This window comes from Paenibacillus sp. OK003, assembly GCF_900109515.1.
In the GTDB taxonomy this organism is placed as follows: domain Bacteria; phylum Bacillota; class Bacilli; order Paenibacillales; family Paenibacillaceae; genus Paenibacillus; species Paenibacillus marchantiae.
The window spans coordinates 77,281-96,298 of record NZ_FOBD01000002.1; the positions used below are offsets into that span (position 1 = coordinate 77,281).

Annotated in this window: 16 protein-coding genes and 1 pseudogene; 12 read left to right on the forward strand and 5 right to left on the reverse strand. The window is 47.9% G+C overall.

The features are described 5' to 3' along the window. Positions 1-87 precede the first annotated feature (87 nt). Both BMW94_RS03200 and BMW94_RS03205 read right to left on the reverse strand, forming a co-directional pair. Complete coding sequence (locus BMW94_RS03200) at positions 88-1,851, reverse strand: cellulase family glycosylhydrolase (protein ID WP_090994414.1); 1,764 nt, start codon at positions 1,849-1,851, stop codon at positions 88-90. A 97-nt stretch (positions 1,852-1,948) separates the two neighbouring features. After that, positions 1,949-2,125, reverse strand: a pseudogene (locus BMW94_RS03205) (DUF4385 family protein); the annotation flags it as partial. Between the two features lie 84 nt (positions 2,126-2,209). Between BMW94_RS03205 and BMW94_RS03210 the strand changes: the two are divergent. The 4 genes from BMW94_RS03210 to BMW94_RS03220 all read left to right on the forward strand — a co-directional run bounded on the left by BMW94_RS03210 (position 2,210) and on the right by BMW94_RS03220 (position 6,343). Beyond that, on the forward strand, positions 2,210-2,677 hold the full coding sequence (locus tag BMW94_RS03210; RefSeq protein ID WP_090994416.1) for a YfbM family protein: 468 nt from the start codon (positions 2,210-2,212) through the stop codon (positions 2,675-2,677). Between the two features lie 92 nt (positions 2,678-2,769). Beyond that, on the forward strand, positions 2,770-2,901 hold the full coding sequence (locus BMW94_RS31100) for a hypothetical protein (RefSeq protein ID WP_302847978.1): 132 nt from the start codon (positions 2,770-2,772) through the stop codon (positions 2,899-2,901). Between the two features lie 221 nt (positions 2,902-3,122). Next, positions 3,123-4,628 (forward strand): copper amine oxidase N-terminal domain-containing protein, encoded by a 1,506-nt coding sequence (locus BMW94_RS03215; RefSeq protein ID WP_090994418.1) that lies wholly within the window; start codon positions 3,123-3,125, stop codon positions 4,626-4,628. A gap of 245 nt (positions 4,629-4,873) precedes the next feature. Continuing rightward, positions 4,874-6,343, forward strand: coding sequence for a GNAT family N-acetyltransferase (locus tag BMW94_RS03220; RefSeq protein ID WP_090994421.1), 1,470 nt, complete (start codon positions 4,874-4,876; stop codon positions 6,341-6,343). Positions 6,344-6,425: 82 nt separating this feature from the next. On the opposite strand, the gene BMW94_RS03225 is transcribed toward BMW94_RS03220, so the two are convergent. Genes BMW94_RS03225 through BMW94_RS03235 form a run of 3 tightly spaced genes read right to left on the reverse strand, consistent with a single transcriptional unit; the run spans position 6,426 to position 9,264 of the window. Beyond that, on the reverse strand, positions 6,426-6,884 hold the full coding sequence (locus BMW94_RS03225) for a GNAT family N-acetyltransferase (protein ID WP_254790096.1): 459 nt from the start codon (positions 6,882-6,884) through the stop codon (positions 6,426-6,428). Continuing rightward, a complete protein-coding gene (locus BMW94_RS03230) occupies positions 6,881-7,801 on the reverse strand; it encodes a D-alanine--D-alanine ligase (protein WP_090994424.1) in 921 nt (306 codons plus the stop codon). Before BMW94_RS03230 ends, BMW94_RS03225 begins: the two co-directional genes overlap by 4 nt. Positions 7,802-7,812: 11 nt before the next feature. Then, positions 7,813-9,264: a MocR-like pyridoxine biosynthesis transcription factor PdxR gene (locus tag BMW94_RS03235; protein WP_090994428.1), complete on the reverse strand. Its 1,452-nt coding sequence runs from the start codon at positions 9,262-9,264 to the stop codon at positions 7,813-7,815. Between the two features lie 674 nt (positions 9,265-9,938). On the opposite strand from BMW94_RS03235, the gene BMW94_RS03240 reads away from it, so the two are divergent. The 8 genes from BMW94_RS03240 to BMW94_RS03275 all read left to right on the forward strand — a co-directional run bounded on the left by BMW94_RS03240 (position 9,939) and on the right by BMW94_RS03275 (position 18,973). Beyond that, positions 9,939-10,295 (forward strand): nucleotide excision repair endonuclease, encoded by a 357-nt coding sequence (locus BMW94_RS03240; protein ID WP_090994431.1) that lies wholly within the window; start codon positions 9,939-9,941, stop codon positions 10,293-10,295. Positions 10,296-10,537: 242 nt separating this feature from the next. Next, positions 10,538-11,287 (forward strand): Bax inhibitor-1/YccA family protein, encoded by a 750-nt coding sequence (locus tag BMW94_RS03245; protein WP_090994432.1) that lies wholly within the window; start codon positions 10,538-10,540, stop codon positions 11,285-11,287. A 279-nt stretch (positions 11,288-11,566) separates the two neighbouring features. Then, on the forward strand, positions 11,567-12,784 hold the full coding sequence (locus tag BMW94_RS03250; protein WP_090994436.1) for an AraC family transcriptional regulator: 1,218 nt from the start codon (positions 11,567-11,569) through the stop codon (positions 12,782-12,784). A gap of 49 nt (positions 12,785-12,833) precedes the next feature. Further along, a complete protein-coding gene (locus tag BMW94_RS03255) occupies positions 12,834-13,880 on the forward strand; it encodes an ABC transporter substrate-binding protein (protein ID WP_090994438.1) in 1,047 nt (348 codons plus the stop codon). Positions 13,881-14,184: 304 nt separating this feature from the next. Beyond that, positions 14,185-15,045 carry an alpha/beta hydrolase gene (locus BMW94_RS03260; RefSeq protein ID WP_090994441.1) on the forward strand — a complete coding sequence of 287 codons (861 nt, stop codon included), beginning with the start codon at positions 14,185-14,187 and terminating at the stop codon, positions 15,043-15,045. Positions 15,046-15,212: 167 nt separating this feature from the next. Further along, on the forward strand, positions 15,213-15,998 hold the full coding sequence (locus tag BMW94_RS03265; protein WP_090994443.1) for a 2,3-dihydro-2,3-dihydroxybenzoate dehydrogenase: 786 nt from the start codon (positions 15,213-15,215) through the stop codon (positions 15,996-15,998). A 23-nt stretch (positions 15,999-16,021) separates the two neighbouring features. Beyond that, positions 16,022-17,356 (forward strand): isochorismate synthase DhbC, encoded by a 1,335-nt coding sequence (dhbC, locus tag BMW94_RS03270; RefSeq protein ID WP_090994445.1) that lies wholly within the window; start codon positions 16,022-16,024, stop codon positions 17,354-17,356. Positions 17,357-17,359: 3 nt separating this feature from the next. Further along, a complete protein-coding gene (locus BMW94_RS03275) occupies positions 17,360-18,973 on the forward strand; it encodes a (2,3-dihydroxybenzoyl)adenylate synthase (protein WP_090995137.1) in 1,614 nt (537 codons plus the stop codon). Positions 18,974-19,018 lie beyond the last annotated feature (45 nt).

Genomic DNA, 19,018 nt, shown 5'->3' on the forward strand with positions numbered 1-19,018 from the left:
CTTCAATATTGTGTAGGTCATGCTGCATCCAGCAGCGCCCATTGCAATCAACGGGGCGTTCAATCTCAACTCAACCTGGGAACAGTTTCAATTATTTCGTACCTTGCCAGTCATTTGATTTCCGTTCTTAATCAGAGTGTAGCGAATGAGCTCACCACTCCAGAAATGAAATGTCAGCTCGATCTGTCCGTCATGCAGTTCTTTGAGCCAATTGGGCTGTAGCTTAATTTCATTCGTTTCATAAGAAGGAGCAAATGTGTTAAAAAATTCCTTATACGCTGTCCAGTCCTGTGGCGCGGTATTCTCACCGGATGTATACACAGCCTCCATCGTAGCAAGCTGATCACCTTGAAACTGGGTCGGAATGGAGAAGGTGTCTACCATACCTGTTGCCCCGCTCAACTCGGGCTCCGTGGACACAATCACATTCCATTTCCATTCTGCGCCCCGATTGAACTTCGCTGTGAGTATCCCATGGTTCCCAAGCTTCTGAGTTGAGCTGATCATCCGGGATAACGCGGCGGATTTGATGGTTAATGTGTTGCCGCTGAACGAATAATCGGTGCCAGCTTTCAGCAATTGATCACTCGCATACAGGGCAACCAGCTTGTTTCCGTTTAACTTGATCGTCAATGGTCTCTCTTCCACAGGCGAACCTTGTCTGAAATAGAGCAGGTCGCTTTCTCCTACAGCAGAACGTCCTGTCCAGGAAGCTTGGATCATCTGAAATAAATCCGGGTCAGCCCACTGAAATGTTTGTCGATTCAGATGCTGACCGTTGTCCCATAACATGGACGCGATCTTTTTTTCTTTTAACTGATGACCGACGAACTCAAAATATTTCAGCTTCTCTCCCTGTTCGATGACATCGGTATGTTTGTCAAAACCGAGCAGGCCGTATTCACCCAGAATAACTGGAATACCTTGAATAACCAGCGTGTTATACACGTTATTGAACGTGCTGGCCGCATCATTTTTCGTATCCGTATCGAAGGTGGTATGCCCTGCATTGTTAACGCTGAACGGCCAATATCCGTAATAATGCACCGTAGCAATCAGATTGTGATCCTTCAGCCCCACTATTGTCTGCCGCAAACTGTCGAGTCTCACCTGTGTTGGTGAACCTTCCAGCGTAGGCAGGACCAACGGACGCTCGCTGTTATTTCCACCTGTTTGCCGTACCAACTTAACAAATGCAGTGTTCAATTCTTTCAAAAGCTCCAACTGCCTTGCCTCATCAATATTGCTGCCCGAGCCCATATCTCCGGCATTTGTTGCTCCGCTGTGAAAGCGCGGTTCGTTAACACTTTCAAACATCAGCTTACGTGGTTCATCTTTGAACTGCTTGGCAATCTGAGTCCATACCGCTTTATAGCGGGAAAGCACCTGATCATGGTCCGCCTCCAGTTGACTGATCCAGAGGTAGGAGTCATGGTGAACATTCACGACGACATAGAGGTTGGCATCCAGCGCCCATTGGACAACCTCCTGAACACGAGCCATGTAGGCTGGATCAATAGTGTAGTCTGGTGCGTCCCCAATATGCCCATCCCATGTGACGGGAATGCGAATACTCCGGTATCCCTGAGCAGCGATCTGCTGGATCAGTTCGCGGGTAACTCGCGGGTTGCCCCAATACGTTTCATCAGGTCCGACCGTATCCAGGGAATTTCCCAGGTTCCATCCTGGCTGCATCCCGTCAACATAGGTTTGAAGTGGACCAAAGGCCGTCGTTTCATGTTGTCTGGCAAGTTCAGACTTGGCTGCAGAGGCAGGCATAGGAAGCAGAATAAACAGACACAGGGTGATGCAAACAAGTGTCAGGACGAAATGGTGGCTAGGTGGGTTCATGAGGGCTCCTTTGGATGGGTATACATCGTTAATCTCGTGGGTGAAGCTTGATGTATTGCATTATATCAAAATGAACTTCTGCATGAATCATCTATTTTCACCCACGTTCCTGCGTGTTCTCCGACTCATACTTTTCCCGGTGCTCCTGCTTCATTTTCACATAATCCGGGTCCGTTTTGGCGATCTCCCATTTTGCTTTGAAAATGGCTGCGGATTCAGCCTTCACCTTATCATTCTGATAAGGCAGGATGGAGCCGTCCTCCTTCGAATATTTGCGTCCACCTTTTTACCCCGATTCTTGTACAACACGCACGGTTAATGGGAAAGAAGAGAAGTACATACATAGGAGGGATAAGGTATGGGCATGTCCGGCAGATATCTTGTTGTCACCAAAGAATTGGTTGAATCCATTAAGTCAGGTGAGGTCAGTGTTCATGATTGTTCGGTCGAGCTGGATATCGATAAAATGTGGCAGATGCTTCAGTTTACGTTGACTGGTGAAGTGGTAGAGGGGCAGCCTCCTCTGGGATATGTGGTCCCTTTGTCAGGCGAACAATATTTAGGGAACTATTCAGACATGGATCTGTTCCTGCTGAACAATGAACAGGTGCTCGAGGCGTACATGGCGTTAGAACAACTGACACCTGAAGAATTGAAGAAACGGTTTAGCCTGGAACAAATGGTAGCTGAGGGCGTGTATCCTGTCATGGAAGATTGGGACGCAGAGGAGACATTCCAGGAGATCGTTCAGACACTAAATGATGTTCAGGCGTTATATCAGGCAACTGCTGCGAGCGGGAACGGAATTGTCTTTTATATTTTCTAACCTCCGTCTGTTTAATTTGTCATTATTCCGGTTATTGATAGAAACAAGGCACAGATTGTGCCTAAAATCCGGTAGAAGAGAGGGAATACGATATGACACAGGATCAGAATGAAGAGAACAAAGCCATTCAAGACGACGAGCCGGATCCATTTGAAACCCCTGCGCGTACCGATGGTAAAGAATCGGATGAGGACACTGAGGCAGAGAATACAGAGAAAGAATAAACTCAACTGTTTATGATTGGACTAGGCATATTTTTGTTGAAGCTAACTACTCCAAATGCTTAAATATACATCACACTCGAGATACCCGAGGTCGGACAATCGTTCGGCCTTTTTTTGGTATTTATTTACCGATCCGGTTTACAACAATTACCTATAACCCTCATAATAGGAGTGAACCACATTTTTCCTAAGGAGGAGATCGTATCAAAAATCACAAGCTAATGAAGTGGATTGCCGTACCACTCGTGTTGATGATGGTTGCGCTTACGGGATGTCAGGCCGTAGGTGGCGTAGATATTGGCAAAGCCGTTGTCAACAGTACAACCGTCAAGTCCGGTGAATCCAAACAGTCGATGCATATAAAAATTGAACCTACAGCAAACCTCGTCGATGAGGATGCGCTTCAAATGATTGAACTCATTAATTCCGTTTCATTGAATATTGAAGATGCCAAAGTGAAGGACTCCAATACGGCGTCTGTCAAAGGTACACTGAGTATGCAAGGAAAGAAATTACCTTTCCATCTGTCGATGGATAAATCGGAAATGGTCATTGATGTAGACGGAGCGCAAAAGCCTCTATACATATCTTTGGAGGATGACACGCTTCCTATGCTAGATACGAAGGCGTTGGAGAAGCAGATCGAGGAGCTTTCCCCGAAATTGCTGACCTTTGCGCTGAAGCATTTGTCCAACCCGAAAAATATTTCCGTAACGCCGGTACAGGAATCGGTTAACGGTGAATCGCTGAGCCTCTCCAAGCTGCATGTGGAAATCAGTGGAGAAGAGCTTCTTGCCATGGTTAAACCGTTTCTGACAAGTGTTGCTCAGGATGAGCAAGGACTCAAGGATCTGATTGGAGATCTGTATGATGTGTTCTACCCGATCCTCGTTACATTCAACACGGTTGATATTGGCGACGGCAGTGCCCTGCCTTCTACGATTAGCGAATCACGGGATGCAGAGGTTGCTTCATTGTACGAAATGATTAAGGGCGGTCTTGACGAGATTCTTGCCAATTATGACAAGGAACTAGCCAGCTTCTTGACCGAAACGCCTGAATTGAAGACGGTGTTCGGAACAGAGACTAATCTCAAATTGGACTTTTATATGGACAGTGCACTGAATATCCGTAAACAGAATTATGATTTCAAAGTAGCGTTGCCTGCTTCTGAAGATCTGCCGATCAAATCGGTATCCGTATACGGTGACAGCGAACTGTGGAATATTGGTGGACCAGTAACTGTGGATGCCGTGGACAAAACGGGTGGTGCAATGGATCTGATGCAGGGAGATATCACACCAGGTCAGATGTTGCGCAATTTTGATTCCAATTCACTTGTGTATCAGCTGTTGAAGGATGAAGCGGGAATCACCCGTAAATATGTCATGTTGTATCCGGACGACGAATCCTATGGCGCAATCACTGTTAAAAATACAACATTTGTTCCTTTACGCTATCTGTCCGAAGAATTGGATGCTGAAGTGAAATGGACCAAAGGGTCGGATAAAATCGTCGTTATTGACGATATCACCGGTGATGAGATTGTCTTGACTGTAGGTTCCAAGAAGGCAATCGTTGCAGGCAAGGAAGTAACGATGGTCGAACCTGCCTTTGTGGGCAAAAACGGAAAAACCTACGTTCCGCTGCGCTTTATGGCAGAATCTCTTGGGGCATCTGTAGATAAGGAAAAAGAAACAGGCTGGATTTTCATTGACCGGCCATAAGTAAGATTTGTATGTGAGTCTTAGGTTGAGAGGGGATTTCAGAGTATGCCAGATTTCTCGTAATGATCATGAAAGAACACAATGAAAAAATTCCGTTAGACCATTAACGGGATACGTGTGTCCTTTTTGACCCATTACGAGGAGCTTCGGCGTTTCTGAAATGATGAAACGAATCGAGGAGTGCCTCTATTGGAGGTGCTCCTCTTTGTCGTGTCATCCCAAATAAATCCCCAGAGGTGTTATATATGAGAAGTCAATTGACCATTCAATCCAGTTCAATTACATTACGTCCACTAACGCTGGAAGACCAGGACGCGCTGTATGCATTAACCCGACAACCCGAAATTACGGATATTCTTCCGGAATGGAGGATGACAGAGGAACAGCTGCATGGTTTTCTGCAATTTGTTGTTGGCAGTTACGAGCAGTTCGATCCGAAAGATGTACGGGTCATGCTGGCTGTTGTACACAACAAAGATCAGCAAATCATTGGCTGGTGTGGTGTGTTTCCGAATGACATGTTGGATAGTGATGATCGTGAAGTGGCTTACGCCATTTCACGGGATTATCGGAATAAAGGGTATATCACAGAAGCGGTGAATGCCTTAACGACATACTTGTTCGAACATACGCTGTTGGACCGAATCGTGGGTATTGTGAAGCCGTTTAACCAGCCTTCACGCAAGGTGCTTGAGCATGCCGGATTTCGTTATGTCTCTCACAGAAAACTTTCGGATCAGGCAGATTACGATTATTTTGAGCGACATAAAGTACAACCGGCACCAGCACCTTCACTGGGGCTGCAATCTCTAGTTCAGCTTCGACGTGCACGCCAAGAGGATGCTGAAGTGCTCACGGAGATTTGCACCAGAGCCTTTGATCATGCGATCAGAGTCTGGGCTAAAGGAGACACCGTTCCGGACAGCAACATCTGTCCACCAGGCTATTCGTCAGTTCGCATGCACAGTTACGTGATCCGTGAATGGGACTATTACGTTATAGAATGGGATGGATGTGCTATTGGTGGAGTCAGTGTCAATGTATTGGGGAGCAAACATGCGAGACTGGATAAAATCTTTATTGACCCCGTCTGTCATGGTCGGGGTATAGGATCTCAGGTCATCACGCTTGTTGAGGCCGAATTCCCGGAGATTGGGGTATGGAAGCTGGAGACTTCGGGAAGACAGCGGGATAATCATCATTTTTATGAGAAAATGGGTTATGTCTGTCTCTATGCGTCTGAAGATGAATTTGGATATGAGAAAATCATAACACTAGAACCTGTAATCCAGCTCCCAGCCGAGGAATTATGCAATGTTAAGGATGAGACGGTTACTGAATTTTACCAAGCTGATCTGGATTCACTTCGCTTCAGCACCAGCAATCTTCGGGATATCCAGATGACCGATTGCAATCTGAGTGGGGGCAAATTCACCAATCTGAATATGACCCGCATATTACTGGCCGATTTGCGTTTAACAGACAGCAAGGTTGAATTCTGTGCTTTGGATGGGGTTCATTTTCAGGATACACACCTCGGCCCAGACAGAGTACCCATGCGTTGGGAACATTGTGACCTCAAGGGCAGTCGTTTCAATGACTGTGATCTGTCCGACGTACAGTTGGAACAGTGTCAGGTGGCAGGAATGAAGATTAATGGAGTGGCTGTAGAGGAGTTATTTGCTGCGTATGAGTCTATGAAGGCCAAAAGATAAATGTACTTATAGCGAAATAGAGAACGCCCGTTTCCGACCTGTGTGTTGGAAATGGGCGTTTTTGCTGTTACCTTGTAAAGAGTCAGCTATGCTGCAAAGCCTGCGGCTTTTTGCTAAATCCAGTGCTTCCCGCGGTAAAGCCCATCTGTTGGTAGAATTTATGCGCAGCTTCACGATCCGGTCGATTGCCGCTGTTTAGAGATAAGGAATCCACGCCATGAGTGGCTGCCCATTGCTCTGCTTCCAGAATAAGCTGACGACCGATGCCGGAGCTTCTGAACTGGTCATGCACGATAAGAGCCATAATACGGCAGTGTTTTCCGTTTTTTTCATATAGGTAAGATGTTTGGAGGCCAATCAGTCCAACGACACGGCCACGGACTTCGGCAACCAACGTTGCAAAGTTTGAATCCGCAGCGATGTGCGAATAACGCTCCTTCATTTCGGCATACGTAGTTGGATAACCGAGTTGATCCATAAGAATGACCATATCCTGCAGATCTGCAGGGGAACTGTTACGAATCGTTACACTCAGACTCATGATCGCGTTGCCTCCTTTTGGCGTTCTTTTAACGAGAGATCAATGATGGAATCCAGCAAACTGGCAAAGGAAATACCAGCAGCAGCAGCACTTTTGGGCAGCAGGCTGTTTCGGGTAAGACCCGGCAGCGTGTTCACCTCAAGCACATAGGGCATGCCATCCCGAATCATCATGTCCACACGGGCATAGACACTGCATTTTAACACCCGGTAACAGGTTAGTGCCGCCGCTTCTACACGTTTGTGCAAATCCGCAGGCAAATGGACGACCTGCTCCTCAGCGCCGCCGTCATTATATTTGGAGGTGTAATCGAAAAAATCGGCATTTGAACGAATCGAGATCACAGGAAGCATCTGACCATCCAGAATGGCGCAGGTAATCTCCTCGCCCTCAATATATTGCTCGATCATGACGACTTCGTCCCAGACGAGTGCCGCTTCTACAGCCGCATGAAGAGTTGAGGGTTCCTGCACCACTTGCGTACCGATGCTGGAACCGCCTGAATTGGGCTTCACCACAACAGGGTACGTTAACTGCTGTACAGCGGCTGATGACAATTCATCCAGGCTGCTTACCTGAAGCCACTCGCCAGTAGGTACACCCGCATGCTGGATGAGGCGTTTGGACATATCTTTGTCCATGCATACGCTGCTTGCGAGGACACCACAGCCTGAATAAGGAACACCCAGCGACTCCAACGTACCTTGAATCGTACCGTCCTCGCCGTATTTGCCGTGCAGAGCGAGCAGTGCCACATCCAATCCTGCGGCTTTCTCAATGAGATCACGTTTGCTGTTGATCTCCACGGGAATAACCTCATACTTCTGTCCATCCAGATGGTTGATCATCTCCTGTCCGGTGAGCAGGGAAACTTCCCGCTCCGAAGATGTGCCACCCATAATCACGCCAACTTTCATGTGAATCCTCCTCATCTCATTTGAGCAACCATCTCACCAATGATGCGAATGCCTTTGCGAATATTCTCATCGCTGACCCGGGAGAAGCCCAAACGCATTGTGTTTTGTCCCTGGCCTGGTTCAAGATAAAAGGTATCCCCGGGCATGAAGGTAACGCCTTTTGCCTTGCAAGCCGCCAGCAGCTCCCTCGTGCGGTATTCTGGTGGAAATTGTACGAACAGGTGAAGTCCGCCTTCACCGGAAACCCGGCACATTGGCAGATACTGCCGCAAACAACGGACCACCAGTTCATATTTTCGCTTGTACTCTGTACGGGCCCGCTTCAAATATTTCTCGAAATTGCCGTTGCTCAGATATTGATAGAGCAGGGACTGGTCCAGCGTCGAGGTATGAATGCTGCGCGCCCGTTTCATGCTTTCCAGATAATCAATCAGTGCCGCATCCGCAATGACCCAGCCTACGCGCAGTCCCGGAAACAATACCTTGGAGAAGCTGCCCAGATACACGAGTCCATTCCCTTTGCCCACACTGGCAATCAGAGGAGAGACGTGGGAACCGGAATACCGCAATTCCTCGTTAAAGCCGTCTTCAATAATCGGCACCTGGTAATGGTTCATCAACCGAATGATCTCCGTCCGTTTGGCAGGTGATGTGACGATCCCGGTTGGATTGTGGTAGGAGGGCACGAGATAGGCCAGATCATACGGGTTTGCGGCGAGTTCCCGTTCCAGCTGCCGCAGATTCAGACCATCAGATTCCATATCCACACCGGTGAGATGAAATTGATGAAGCCTCAGATTTTTAACAGCGGTATGATGTGTCGGGTTTTCACACAGGGCCCTGCCACTTTTTTTGCGAAGTGCGCCCAGTATCAGATCAAAGCCTTCCGTAAATCCGTTGGTAATCAGAATATCCTTGCCAGTTAGGTCGACACCTTTATTTTCCATATAGCGCAGCAGATACTTCATAAGGGGCCTGTAGCCTTGCGCATATCCGTAATTCAGCAGCACTTCACCTTCAAGCGACATCCGGTCGAGGAAGGCTCTTTTTACATTGTGCATGTCGAACAGCTTCTCATCCGGCGCGATGCTGGTAAATGAAATCTCACCGCGCTCTGAGCCAGAACCATGCTTCATCAGATCATACTGATCCGCCTGGATTGCATAGTCGCTGACACGGTCGTTCCAGTCCAGCTGCCATCCGGATGTTGCCTCAGGTGCATCAATGGTGGAACTTACGTAATTGCCTTTGCCTTTGACCGCATAAATCAGGCCTTCCTCCTCAAGTTCAGCGTAGGCCAGCAGAATCGTGCTGCGGCTTACTTTCATGAGTGTACTGAGCTCGCGGGTGGAAGGAAGCTTTTGTTTGGCTTGCAGGCCGCCTTTGAGCATCAATCGCTTCATATAATCTTTGACTTGTATATATACAGGGCGGTCCTCCGTCAGTTCCAGATCGGAATACATCCCATCACTCCCTTATTTGCTATCTTGCCATATTATAACCCCGGCAGAAAGAACCACGATACCTCTGTTTCCTTGCGGAGGTGGTTGGTTGTTTGCGCAAACGTAAAAAAGCCCTGGCATCATGCCGGGCTGGGGTGAAACGTGATCCATTTCTTTTATAGTGCTGCTGCTATAACTTTCTAGGTTGGCGTTGCATGACTAGTCTCTCTAGGATCGATAGCTACCTGTCCTTCTACGTGTGTCTATTTGAATCGTACGGCTATAATTGCAGGCGTTCTAATTGAATTTATTTTATTTCTATAGTCGCTTCTTAAATCTAGGTTCCTTCTACTTTGCTTGCTGCAAGGGTCGCATAGATGATGAATCGAAAAGCTATACTTCTTGGGTTATTGCTAACTGTACTCTTGTTGTGCGCGCGTAACAGAATTCAGTATGAAAGAGGATAAATCATGGGTTACAATAGACGGAGTAGATATAAAGACATATGTCTTAGTGCCCAAATTCTTCCTCGTACCCCTATAGTACCACTTTGAATCAGGAAAGTTAACCTTTTTTTGAAATATTTGTCGTAAGTGTTGGAAAAAGCGTGAATAGTGCTACTTATAGAATGAAATGGTGTCCTTTTGGGATATATGATAGGATGTAGACCTATAGATAATGAGGAAGTGAGCCTATTGATTAATATTACTGTGCCAACACCAGATGTCATCATCACGAAGCAGGCTGATCCACAGCTTAGCCACATTTATGGATTCACCGATTTCCACCTGATTACACGGGAAAAAGGCGGTATCTTCATGTTTTACAATGCCGCTGATGAGTTGTTATTTGTCGGGAAAGCGCGAAAATTAAGACCACGCATCAAGAAACATTTTGAAGATACGGTATCACCAATGAAGTCACATCGCGAGGAAGTAACCACCATCGAAGTATGCGTTATTGAAGATCCGGTGGATCGCGAAATTTACGAGACTTATATCATCAACACGATGCGTGCGAAATACAATGTAGATAAAGTGTTGTACAAATAAGCATGGATTGGAATGTGCTGAATAAAATGTAAAGTATTTTTCGCAAAGTATTGGGACATATAGCCTATGCCTTGCATTAACAGACAAGGATGTGATCTGCGGATTGCATCCCATGTCTGCTTAGAAGCATTAGAATTTTTATTTTTCAATACGAAATGGAATATGTAGTTCGCACGATTGGCAATGTAGAACGTAGAGATGGTAGTACAGGCTTAACCCAATACATAGAAGAGGTGAATGTTTTGATCGGACGTAGCGGTAACCCCACACTCAAAGATAGTACGTTTGAAGACTCCAGAGGATATGGAGATGATCGGTATCAAACCAGAATGACGATCAACGGTACGGTAAACAAGGCATTTATTACGCTGGTAATCCTGCTGGGCAGTGCATTTGCATCCTGGATGATGTTTTTCAATGGGCAGGAAGTGCTTCCTCTTGCATATGGAGGGGCGATCGTCGGATTTATCCTCGCGTTGATTATTTCGTTCAAACCTGTTGCAGCGCCTTACCTTGTGCCGATCTATGCCGTTGCGGAAGGGATGTTCCTCGGTGCACTCTCGGCTACGTATGAATACTTGTATAACGGCATTACGCTGCAAGCTGCTTTGCTGACCATGGCTGTCTTTATTGCTCTGCTGATGGCATACAAGACAAGCTTGATCAAAGCTACGGAGAATTTCAAGCTGGGGGTTGTGGCAGCAACCGGAGGCATCATGATTATGTATCTCCTCAGTTTTGTGCTTGGGTTGTTCGGGATTACCGTTCCCTATCTGCATGACAACAGCCTGATCGGAATCGGCATTTCTGTCGTTATCGTCATTGTGGCCGCGCTGAATCTGGTCCTTGATTTTGATTTCATTGAAAGTGGTGCCGACAACGGTGCTCCAAAATATATGGAGTGGTACGGTGCATTTGGATTGATGGTTACGCTGGTGTGGCTGTATATTGAAATTATTCGTCTGCTGGGTAAGCTGCGGAGCCGGGATTAAATTCAATTCAAATTTTTACAAACTTAATGTTTCAAAATTCGTCATTAAAAGCTAACTCGTGCCCAAAACACGCAGTTAGCTTTTTTGCCTTTTACGCGATAGTCTTAACATCGAACTGTGTACATTCTTCCATATGTGGATTGACTGAATGGAAAAGAATGTGATATTTTAATTGATAATGATTATCATTTTCGTTTTCGTTAGTCTAATATAGTACTGGCTGTAATGCCCTGTACATTTCATATTAAACCGATCAAGCAGATCGAAAGGAGTGGCCTTATGTTACTGGAAAATGATTCGCAGACCCCTGCGCACTTGCCCGTTACCGGCCGCAGTCCCAAGACGGATCTTGCCAAGGTAAAAGTATATATGGACGAGCACTATGACGAACCAATGTCTATTGCGGATCTCGCCCACAAAGCCAATATCAGTGCAAAATATTTCGTGGATCTGTTCAAGAAGACCTACGGGCAGAGTGCAATGGAATATCTGACCGATCTTCGCATCAATCGTGCGAAACGATATCTGAAAGAAACAGGATACAAACTTCGTGAAATCGCGCTGAAAGTGGGCTATAGCGATGAGTATTATTTTAGTCGCAAATTTAAAAAGGAAGTGGGCGTATCGCCTTCGGATTATGCCAAAAATGCGAGAAAACGCATCGCCACCTGCTCCTCCAGCATCATTGGACAGCTGCTGGTGCTTAATGTCATGCCTGTCGCTGCGCCGATGGATCCCAAATGGACTGCTTATTATTATAACGCGCACCGTACAAAGATTCAGTCTCATCTAAGACTCACTGACCCGTATACCAGCTTGAGATTTGAAGCCAACGTGGAGCGGTTGGTTCATATCCGGCCGGACGCTATTGTCGGTACGGATCAAATCAGTGATCAGGATCAGGCCAAGCTGGCTGAGATTGCACCTTGTTGTTTTGTACCGAAGTATCACCTGGATTGGCGTGCGCAGTTACGCATGATTGCCGCTTTTCTGGAACGGGAAGAACAGGCGGAGCAGTGGATTAGCGTATACAATCAGCGAGTCGAGAAGGCACGGGATTCCGTCAAGCAGAAAGTGGGGAGAGAGAAGGTCATCGTTGTCCGAGTGTATGGTCAGCATATTTATCTGTATCGAAATCCGGGCATTGAAGAGGTGTTGTACAATAATGGTTTACAACTGGAGACGTTCCCCGATGTTCAGGCCAATACACGGTTAACATTGGAACAACTGGCTGCGCTAAATCCAGATCGGATTCTTGTTATGGTGTGTCCTGAGGCCGCATCGCGGGCGTATTGGCTCAGTCTGCAGCACTCGCCGGTATGGCGTCAGCTTAAGGCAGTAAGGCAATACCAGATCCATCTGATCACAGGTGACCCCTGGTTTGACTACTCCGCCGTAGGTGTGATGCGCATGCTGGATGAAGCGCTGCTGATTTTCACGGGATATTGTCCAAATGTATATCTGGATAACGTCCATGGTGATTCCCGGGCTACATGACATATAATCCATCTATCTAAATGAGAATGTTTATCAAGGGGGATATGTCATGTTTCAACAGAAAAAAGGTAACGGACACCGTTCCGTTCCTCCATTTCGTAGTACCGGTTTCTCAGCCTTGCTCGTACTGGTATTGATTACGGGTCTGCTGTCTGCCTGTGGCTCAAATTCAGAAGTTGAGGGAGAAGCACAGAAAGAGCAGCTAGCAACGGAGGCTTCGACCACGGCATCATCAGGAACTGATGTAACCGAAGAGAACACGGAAGAAACCAAAGGAGAACGAACGGTCAAAGACGATCTGGGACATGATGTTATCGTTCCTGAGCATACAGAGCGTGTTTTTGCGCCTTATCTGGAAGACTCACTGCTGACGCTAGGCGTTAAACCGGTAGCTCAGTGGGCGAGTGGTACGCAAGGCCATGTTTACCTTAAGGACCAGTTGAGCGGAGTTCCAACACTGGATTTCTCCAGTGGTTTGCCTTCTCCTGAAGCACTAATGGCGTACAATCCGGATTTTATTATTCTACACACGGCCCAATATGCCGAGAACGGTGTGTATGAGAGTTATTCGAGAATTGCACCAACCTACGTATTTACGAATGCTTCAGGTGATGTCGAGAAGTCTTTGCAGGTAATTGGTGATCTGCTGGGCAAAACGGCTGAGGCCGAAAAAGCTATTGCAACCTACCATGCGAAGGTAGACGATGCTAAGGCCAAGCTCGCCAAAGTTACCGAGGGCAAGAAAGCAGCAATCATTCGTTTTGCACCTCGCGGGATCAGCATGATGGGTGGTAATTACTTTAGTGGGTACGTGGTATATCAGCAATTGGGGCTTGGCAAGCCTGCACTGGTGCAAACGGAGAACAGCGCAACAGTATCGACGGAGGTGTTGCCTGAGATTGATGCCGACTTTATTTTCACGGTGGAACAGGGTCCAGGGAGCATGAAGGAAATGACGGATACCAAAGTATGGAACAGCATGCCAGCCGTTAAAGCTGGAAATGTGTACGCAGTGGACCCAGCTCCGTGGCTGGGCGGCGGATTGATTGCTTATGGTCATGTCATTGACGACACGCTGAAGGCGTTAACCCAATAATAAATTCAATCTATTGATGTATTGATCGCAATATGAGAAATGTAGCTCCCAGCGGAGTGCCAGAAACCGGACAAATTCCAGCGTTTCAGGTATTCCGTGAGGGAGTTTTTTTCTTTTGAGGGGTAACCAAGTTGGTTACATAAATTTGGAAATATGGAGATAATCAAAATCATTTCTGGATATCGTCCATGGGACAGCCGGATGGACTCTCTTATAATTGGTAATGAGAATCAATCTCATATAAAACATGTGTAGCTCGGTATTCAACTTATATACGCAGAACAACGAGGAGGAACCATCCGTAATGACGTTTCAGCCTAATCAACCCGCATCTGGCACCCTTGAACATATCGCACGCAGTACCGTACAGATTCCGCGTGCCGAACAATGGACGATGAAATCACGCAACGGCAATCATGCCTATCAGATCATGGTATTCCAACCGGCAGAAGCGCCACCACCTTCGGGATATCCGGTGATCTATCTGCTGGATGCCAACTCGGTGTTTGGCACGATGGTCGAAGCCGTTCGTGTACAGGGCCGCAGACCGGAGAAGACCGGAGCACTTCCGGCCATTGTTGTTGGCATCGGGTATCCAATGGCGGGCCCTTTTTCACCGCACCGTTACTATGACTTTACCCCGCAGGCCACAACGGAATATACACAAAATTCGGATGGAACACCTTTGCCGAAACAGGGTGGAGCCGATGAATTCTTGCAGTTTATTGAAGAAGAGCTGAAGCCGGATATGGAACGGCAGTTCCGGATTGATCGGAGCAGACAGGCTATTTTTGGACATTCCCTTGGTGGATTGTTCGTGTTGCATACGCTGTTCAAGAAACCGGAAGCTTTTCGCTATTACATTGCGGGCAGCCCTTCGCTTCACTGGAATCAGAACGTCATGCTGGCGGAGGAACAGGAATTTGTCGCACGGCTGGAGCAGCATCCCGTGAACGTCAAGGTGTGGATTGGCATGGGTGAACAGGAGAAGACACATCCTGCGCGCAACAATGATAAGGCTTCGAGTCTTACAGAACGGTTATCTGCGCTGAATCAGCCGGGTCTGGACATTAAATATACCGAGTTTGAAGAAGAAAACCATGTATCCGTATTGCCGTTCCTGATTAGTCGTACGATGCGTTTTGCCTGCAGCCCGGAGTCGTAGGAGAAAAGAGACAATAGAATTTTTCAAGATGACATATCGGTATGGGAGATTGTGCGAAAGACAAGTGGACCGAGTTGTGACGGATTTACGGAGGATCCAATCGTGTTCAGCAGGCTAACATATCTCTCCAACAGGAGGGGGAGCAGTAATGCAAGGGAGGAACAGGAGTGAGTTACACAGGAATTGATGGAAAAGTAGCCGTAGTCACCGGTGCTGCACAAGGCATCGGTGAAGCCGTGGCGAGATTGCTTGCCGAGCAGGGCGCTATTGTTGCAGCTGTCGACATACGAGAGGATCAGTTGAATCAACTGGTCACAGATCTGCATAGTCAGGGTCATCAGGCAACAGCCTGTCCTGTGGACATATCTAATCGTCAATCCGTTGAAGATGCAATCCAGCGTATTGAGGAGACATTAGGTCCGATTGGCATTCTGGTGAATGCAGCGGGTGTACTATACACGGGGGCCGTGAGTGAGCTCCGCGATGAAGAGTGGACAAGAACTTTTGACGTGAATACACATGGTGTATTTTACATGTCACGTGCTGTGGTGCGATACATGGCCGAACGTCAGTCGGGGGCGATCGTTACTGTCGGTTCAAATGCTTCTGGTGTGCCCCGGATGCATATGTCCGCCTACGTAGCCTCCAAAGCGGCTTCAACCATGTTCACCAAATGTTTGGCTCTTGAATACGCCTCAGATCATATCCGCTGTAACATTGTATCTCCAGGTTCGACGGATACCGATATGCAGCGTGCATTGTGGGCGGATGAGCAGGGAGCACAGGCCGTTATCGCGGGCTCCCAGCAAGCATACCGACTGGGCATACCACTAAACAGGCTGGCGTTGCCATCGGATATAGCGGATAGTGTGCTTTTTTTGGTATCGGATCAGGCTAGACATATTACGATGCATAACTTGTGTGTGGACGGAGGCGCCACGTTAGGTGCCTGAAACAAGATAAGGAGATGATAATCATGTCAAAAGCGGGTACGATCGCTGCAACTTCCGCCTCACACCTTCTGGAACAATATCAGGAAGGGACGTCCTTTTTCTGGTCTTCACCGCAGCATACTCTGTTAGCTCAAGGGAAACAGATTCGATGGTCTGCCATGGAGGCATCGGAAGGGAATACACCTGATTCCATGGGCGCGGTTAATGTTAGTGAACAAAAGCGGAATGAAGAAACGCAGCTTTTCATGAACCGGATGGAGCAGTTGATGGAAAAGGCGAGACGCTCGGGGCAAACGAAACCGATTGTGGTCGGCGCCATTCCGTTCGATCCGATACATTCTTCTGCGGAGCTATTCGTGCCAGAGAAGATCCAATGGGCTGAACCCTTATCCCCGGACGCCAGGGCATTGGTGGAGAAACGTCCAGCCGCGGTGGGTTGTGAGGTGCGTGAAGAACCTGCCGGAGCCATATTTCAGCAAAGCGTAAACAACGTTTTGATGGATCTGAATCAAGGCAATCTCCACAAAGTGGTGTTATCCCGTACACTGCATGTGACTTCACAGACGTTGGTTGACACACATCAGTTACTCCGTAATTTGTTCAGGGATAACACACACGGATATACATTTGCTGTTCCGATGACGAAACTCTCTCCATCGAAAGGTGATATAACAACGTATAAACGCGCTCATATTGAGGCGGAAAAAGAAACTCATCGGACTTATATCGGAGCGAGTCCCGAATTGCTGGTTACCCGGAAAGGGTCCAAAGTAAGAGCCAATCCACTCGCCGGGTCTGCTGCCCGGAGTGATGATCCCGCTGAGGACCGTCGCCGTGCAGAAGCACTGCTGGCTTCAGCCAAAGATCGCCATGAACATGCAGTAGTCATTGAGGCTGTGGCGGAAGCACTGCGTCCGCTGTGCAAGCAGCTATCCGTCCCGGCAGAACCTTCCTTGATCCAGACAAGGACTATGTGGCACTTATCTACGGAAATTCACGGGGAGCTTGCTAATGTGAACACATCATCACTGGAACTTGCGTTTGCTCTTCATCCTACACCAGCAATCTGTGGAACGCCTGTACAGGCCGCTCGGGAAACCATCCGAGAACAGGAGGCGTTTGAACGGGGATTATTCACCGGTATGGTGGGCTGGTGTGACAGTGACGGTGACGGCGAGTGGGCTGTAACGATCCGATGTGCGGAAGTGGAAGGGAATACGCTTAAACTGTTCGCTGGCGCGGGTATTGTGGCAGGTTCTACAGCCGAAGCGGAGCTGGCAGAGACCTCAGCGAAATTCGGAACAATGCTGCTCGCCATGGGTTTGGATTCATCTGTTTCCAGTATGAAGGAGGAATGAATGATGCTGTCAGGATTTCAGGCCTGGCCTGAGGAAGTTGCAGAACGTTATCGTCGGGAAGGCTGCTGGGAAGGAATTACGTTTGGAGAGATGCTCCGCCAGCGCGCAGAACTATATGGCAATCGAGTAGCCGTTATCAGTGGTGAACAACAATTAACCTATGCGGAGCTGAACGATCGGGTGGATCGTCTGGCTGCTGGCTTATATGCCAAAGGAATACGACAGCATGATCGAGTTATTATCCAGCTGCCCAATATTACGGCGTTTATCGAGGTGTGTTTTGCCTTATTCCGCATTGGAGCCCTGCCTGTATATGCCCTTCCCTTGCACCGGAAGAGTGAGATTACGTATTTTGCCCGTTTCTCTGAGGCTGTAGCATACGTGATACCTGATCAGGATGGAGGGTTTGACTACCGCTCGCTGGCCGAAGAAGTTCAGGCAGAGGTTCCGGGACTTCGGTATGTATTCGTGGCGGGAGAAGCCGGGCGGTTTACGGCTTTGGAGGATGTTTATACAGCACCAGTCACACTGCCGGATAAGCCGGTTTCTTCTGACGTTGCTTTTCTACAGTTGTCTGGTGGAAGTACCGGGCTGTCCAAAATGATTCCCCGCACCCATGATGACTACATCTACAGTTTGCGGAGAAGTGTGAAAGTCTGCAGACTTACCCCAGATAGTGTCTACCTGGCCGTTCTGCCTATAGCACATAACTATCCGATGAGCTCACCCGGCTTTCTGGGTACGCTGTATGCGGGTGGAACCATTGTACTGTCACGCGGGCCCAGCCCGGATGAAGCTTTTCCACTCATTATGCGCCATAAGGTAACCATAACGGCTCTTGTACCACCACTTGCACTCATATGGTTGAATGCGGCGGCTACCCGGGGGATTAAACTTCCTTCACTTGAGGTGCTTCAGGTTGGTGGAGCCAAATTCAGCGCCGAGGTGGCTGCACGTGTCCAACCCGTTCTAGGCTGCACCTTACAGCAAGTGTTCGGCATGGCGGAGGGGCTGGTGAACTACACCCGTCTGGATGATCCGTTGCATGTCATTGTTAACACTCAGGGCAAGCCGATGTCTCCGTATGATGAAGTACGAATTGTGGATGACGAGGACATGGATGTGGAACAGGGACAATCGGGGCATTTACTGACACGAGGGCCTTATACGATTCGTGGTTATTACAAGGCTGAGGAGCATAATGCCAGATCGTTTACCACGGACGGTTTCTATCGTACCGGAGATATTGCCAGTCTTACGGCTGATGGATATCTCGTTGTGGAAGGACGGGCGAAGGATCAAATTAACCGTGGCGGCGATAAAGTGGCCGCCGAGGAAGTGGAAAATCATCTGCTGGCGCATCCTGCTGTGCATGATGCGGCTTTGGTATCCATGCCGGATGAATATCTGGGCGAGCGCTCCTGTGCATTTATCGTGCCGAGCGGTGAAGCTCCGTCAGCTGCCGAAGTGAAATCTTTTCTGCGTAATCGGGGTCTGGCGAGCTATAAAATACCCGACCGGATTGAGTTTGTGCAGTCTTTTCCCAAAACTCAAGTTGGCAAAGTAAGCAAAAAAGCGTTGCGCGAGATGATTACGGCTAAACAGCCCATATCCTGATTGTGAATTCTTATAGATAGCACTACACGCAGTGATGAACATGAT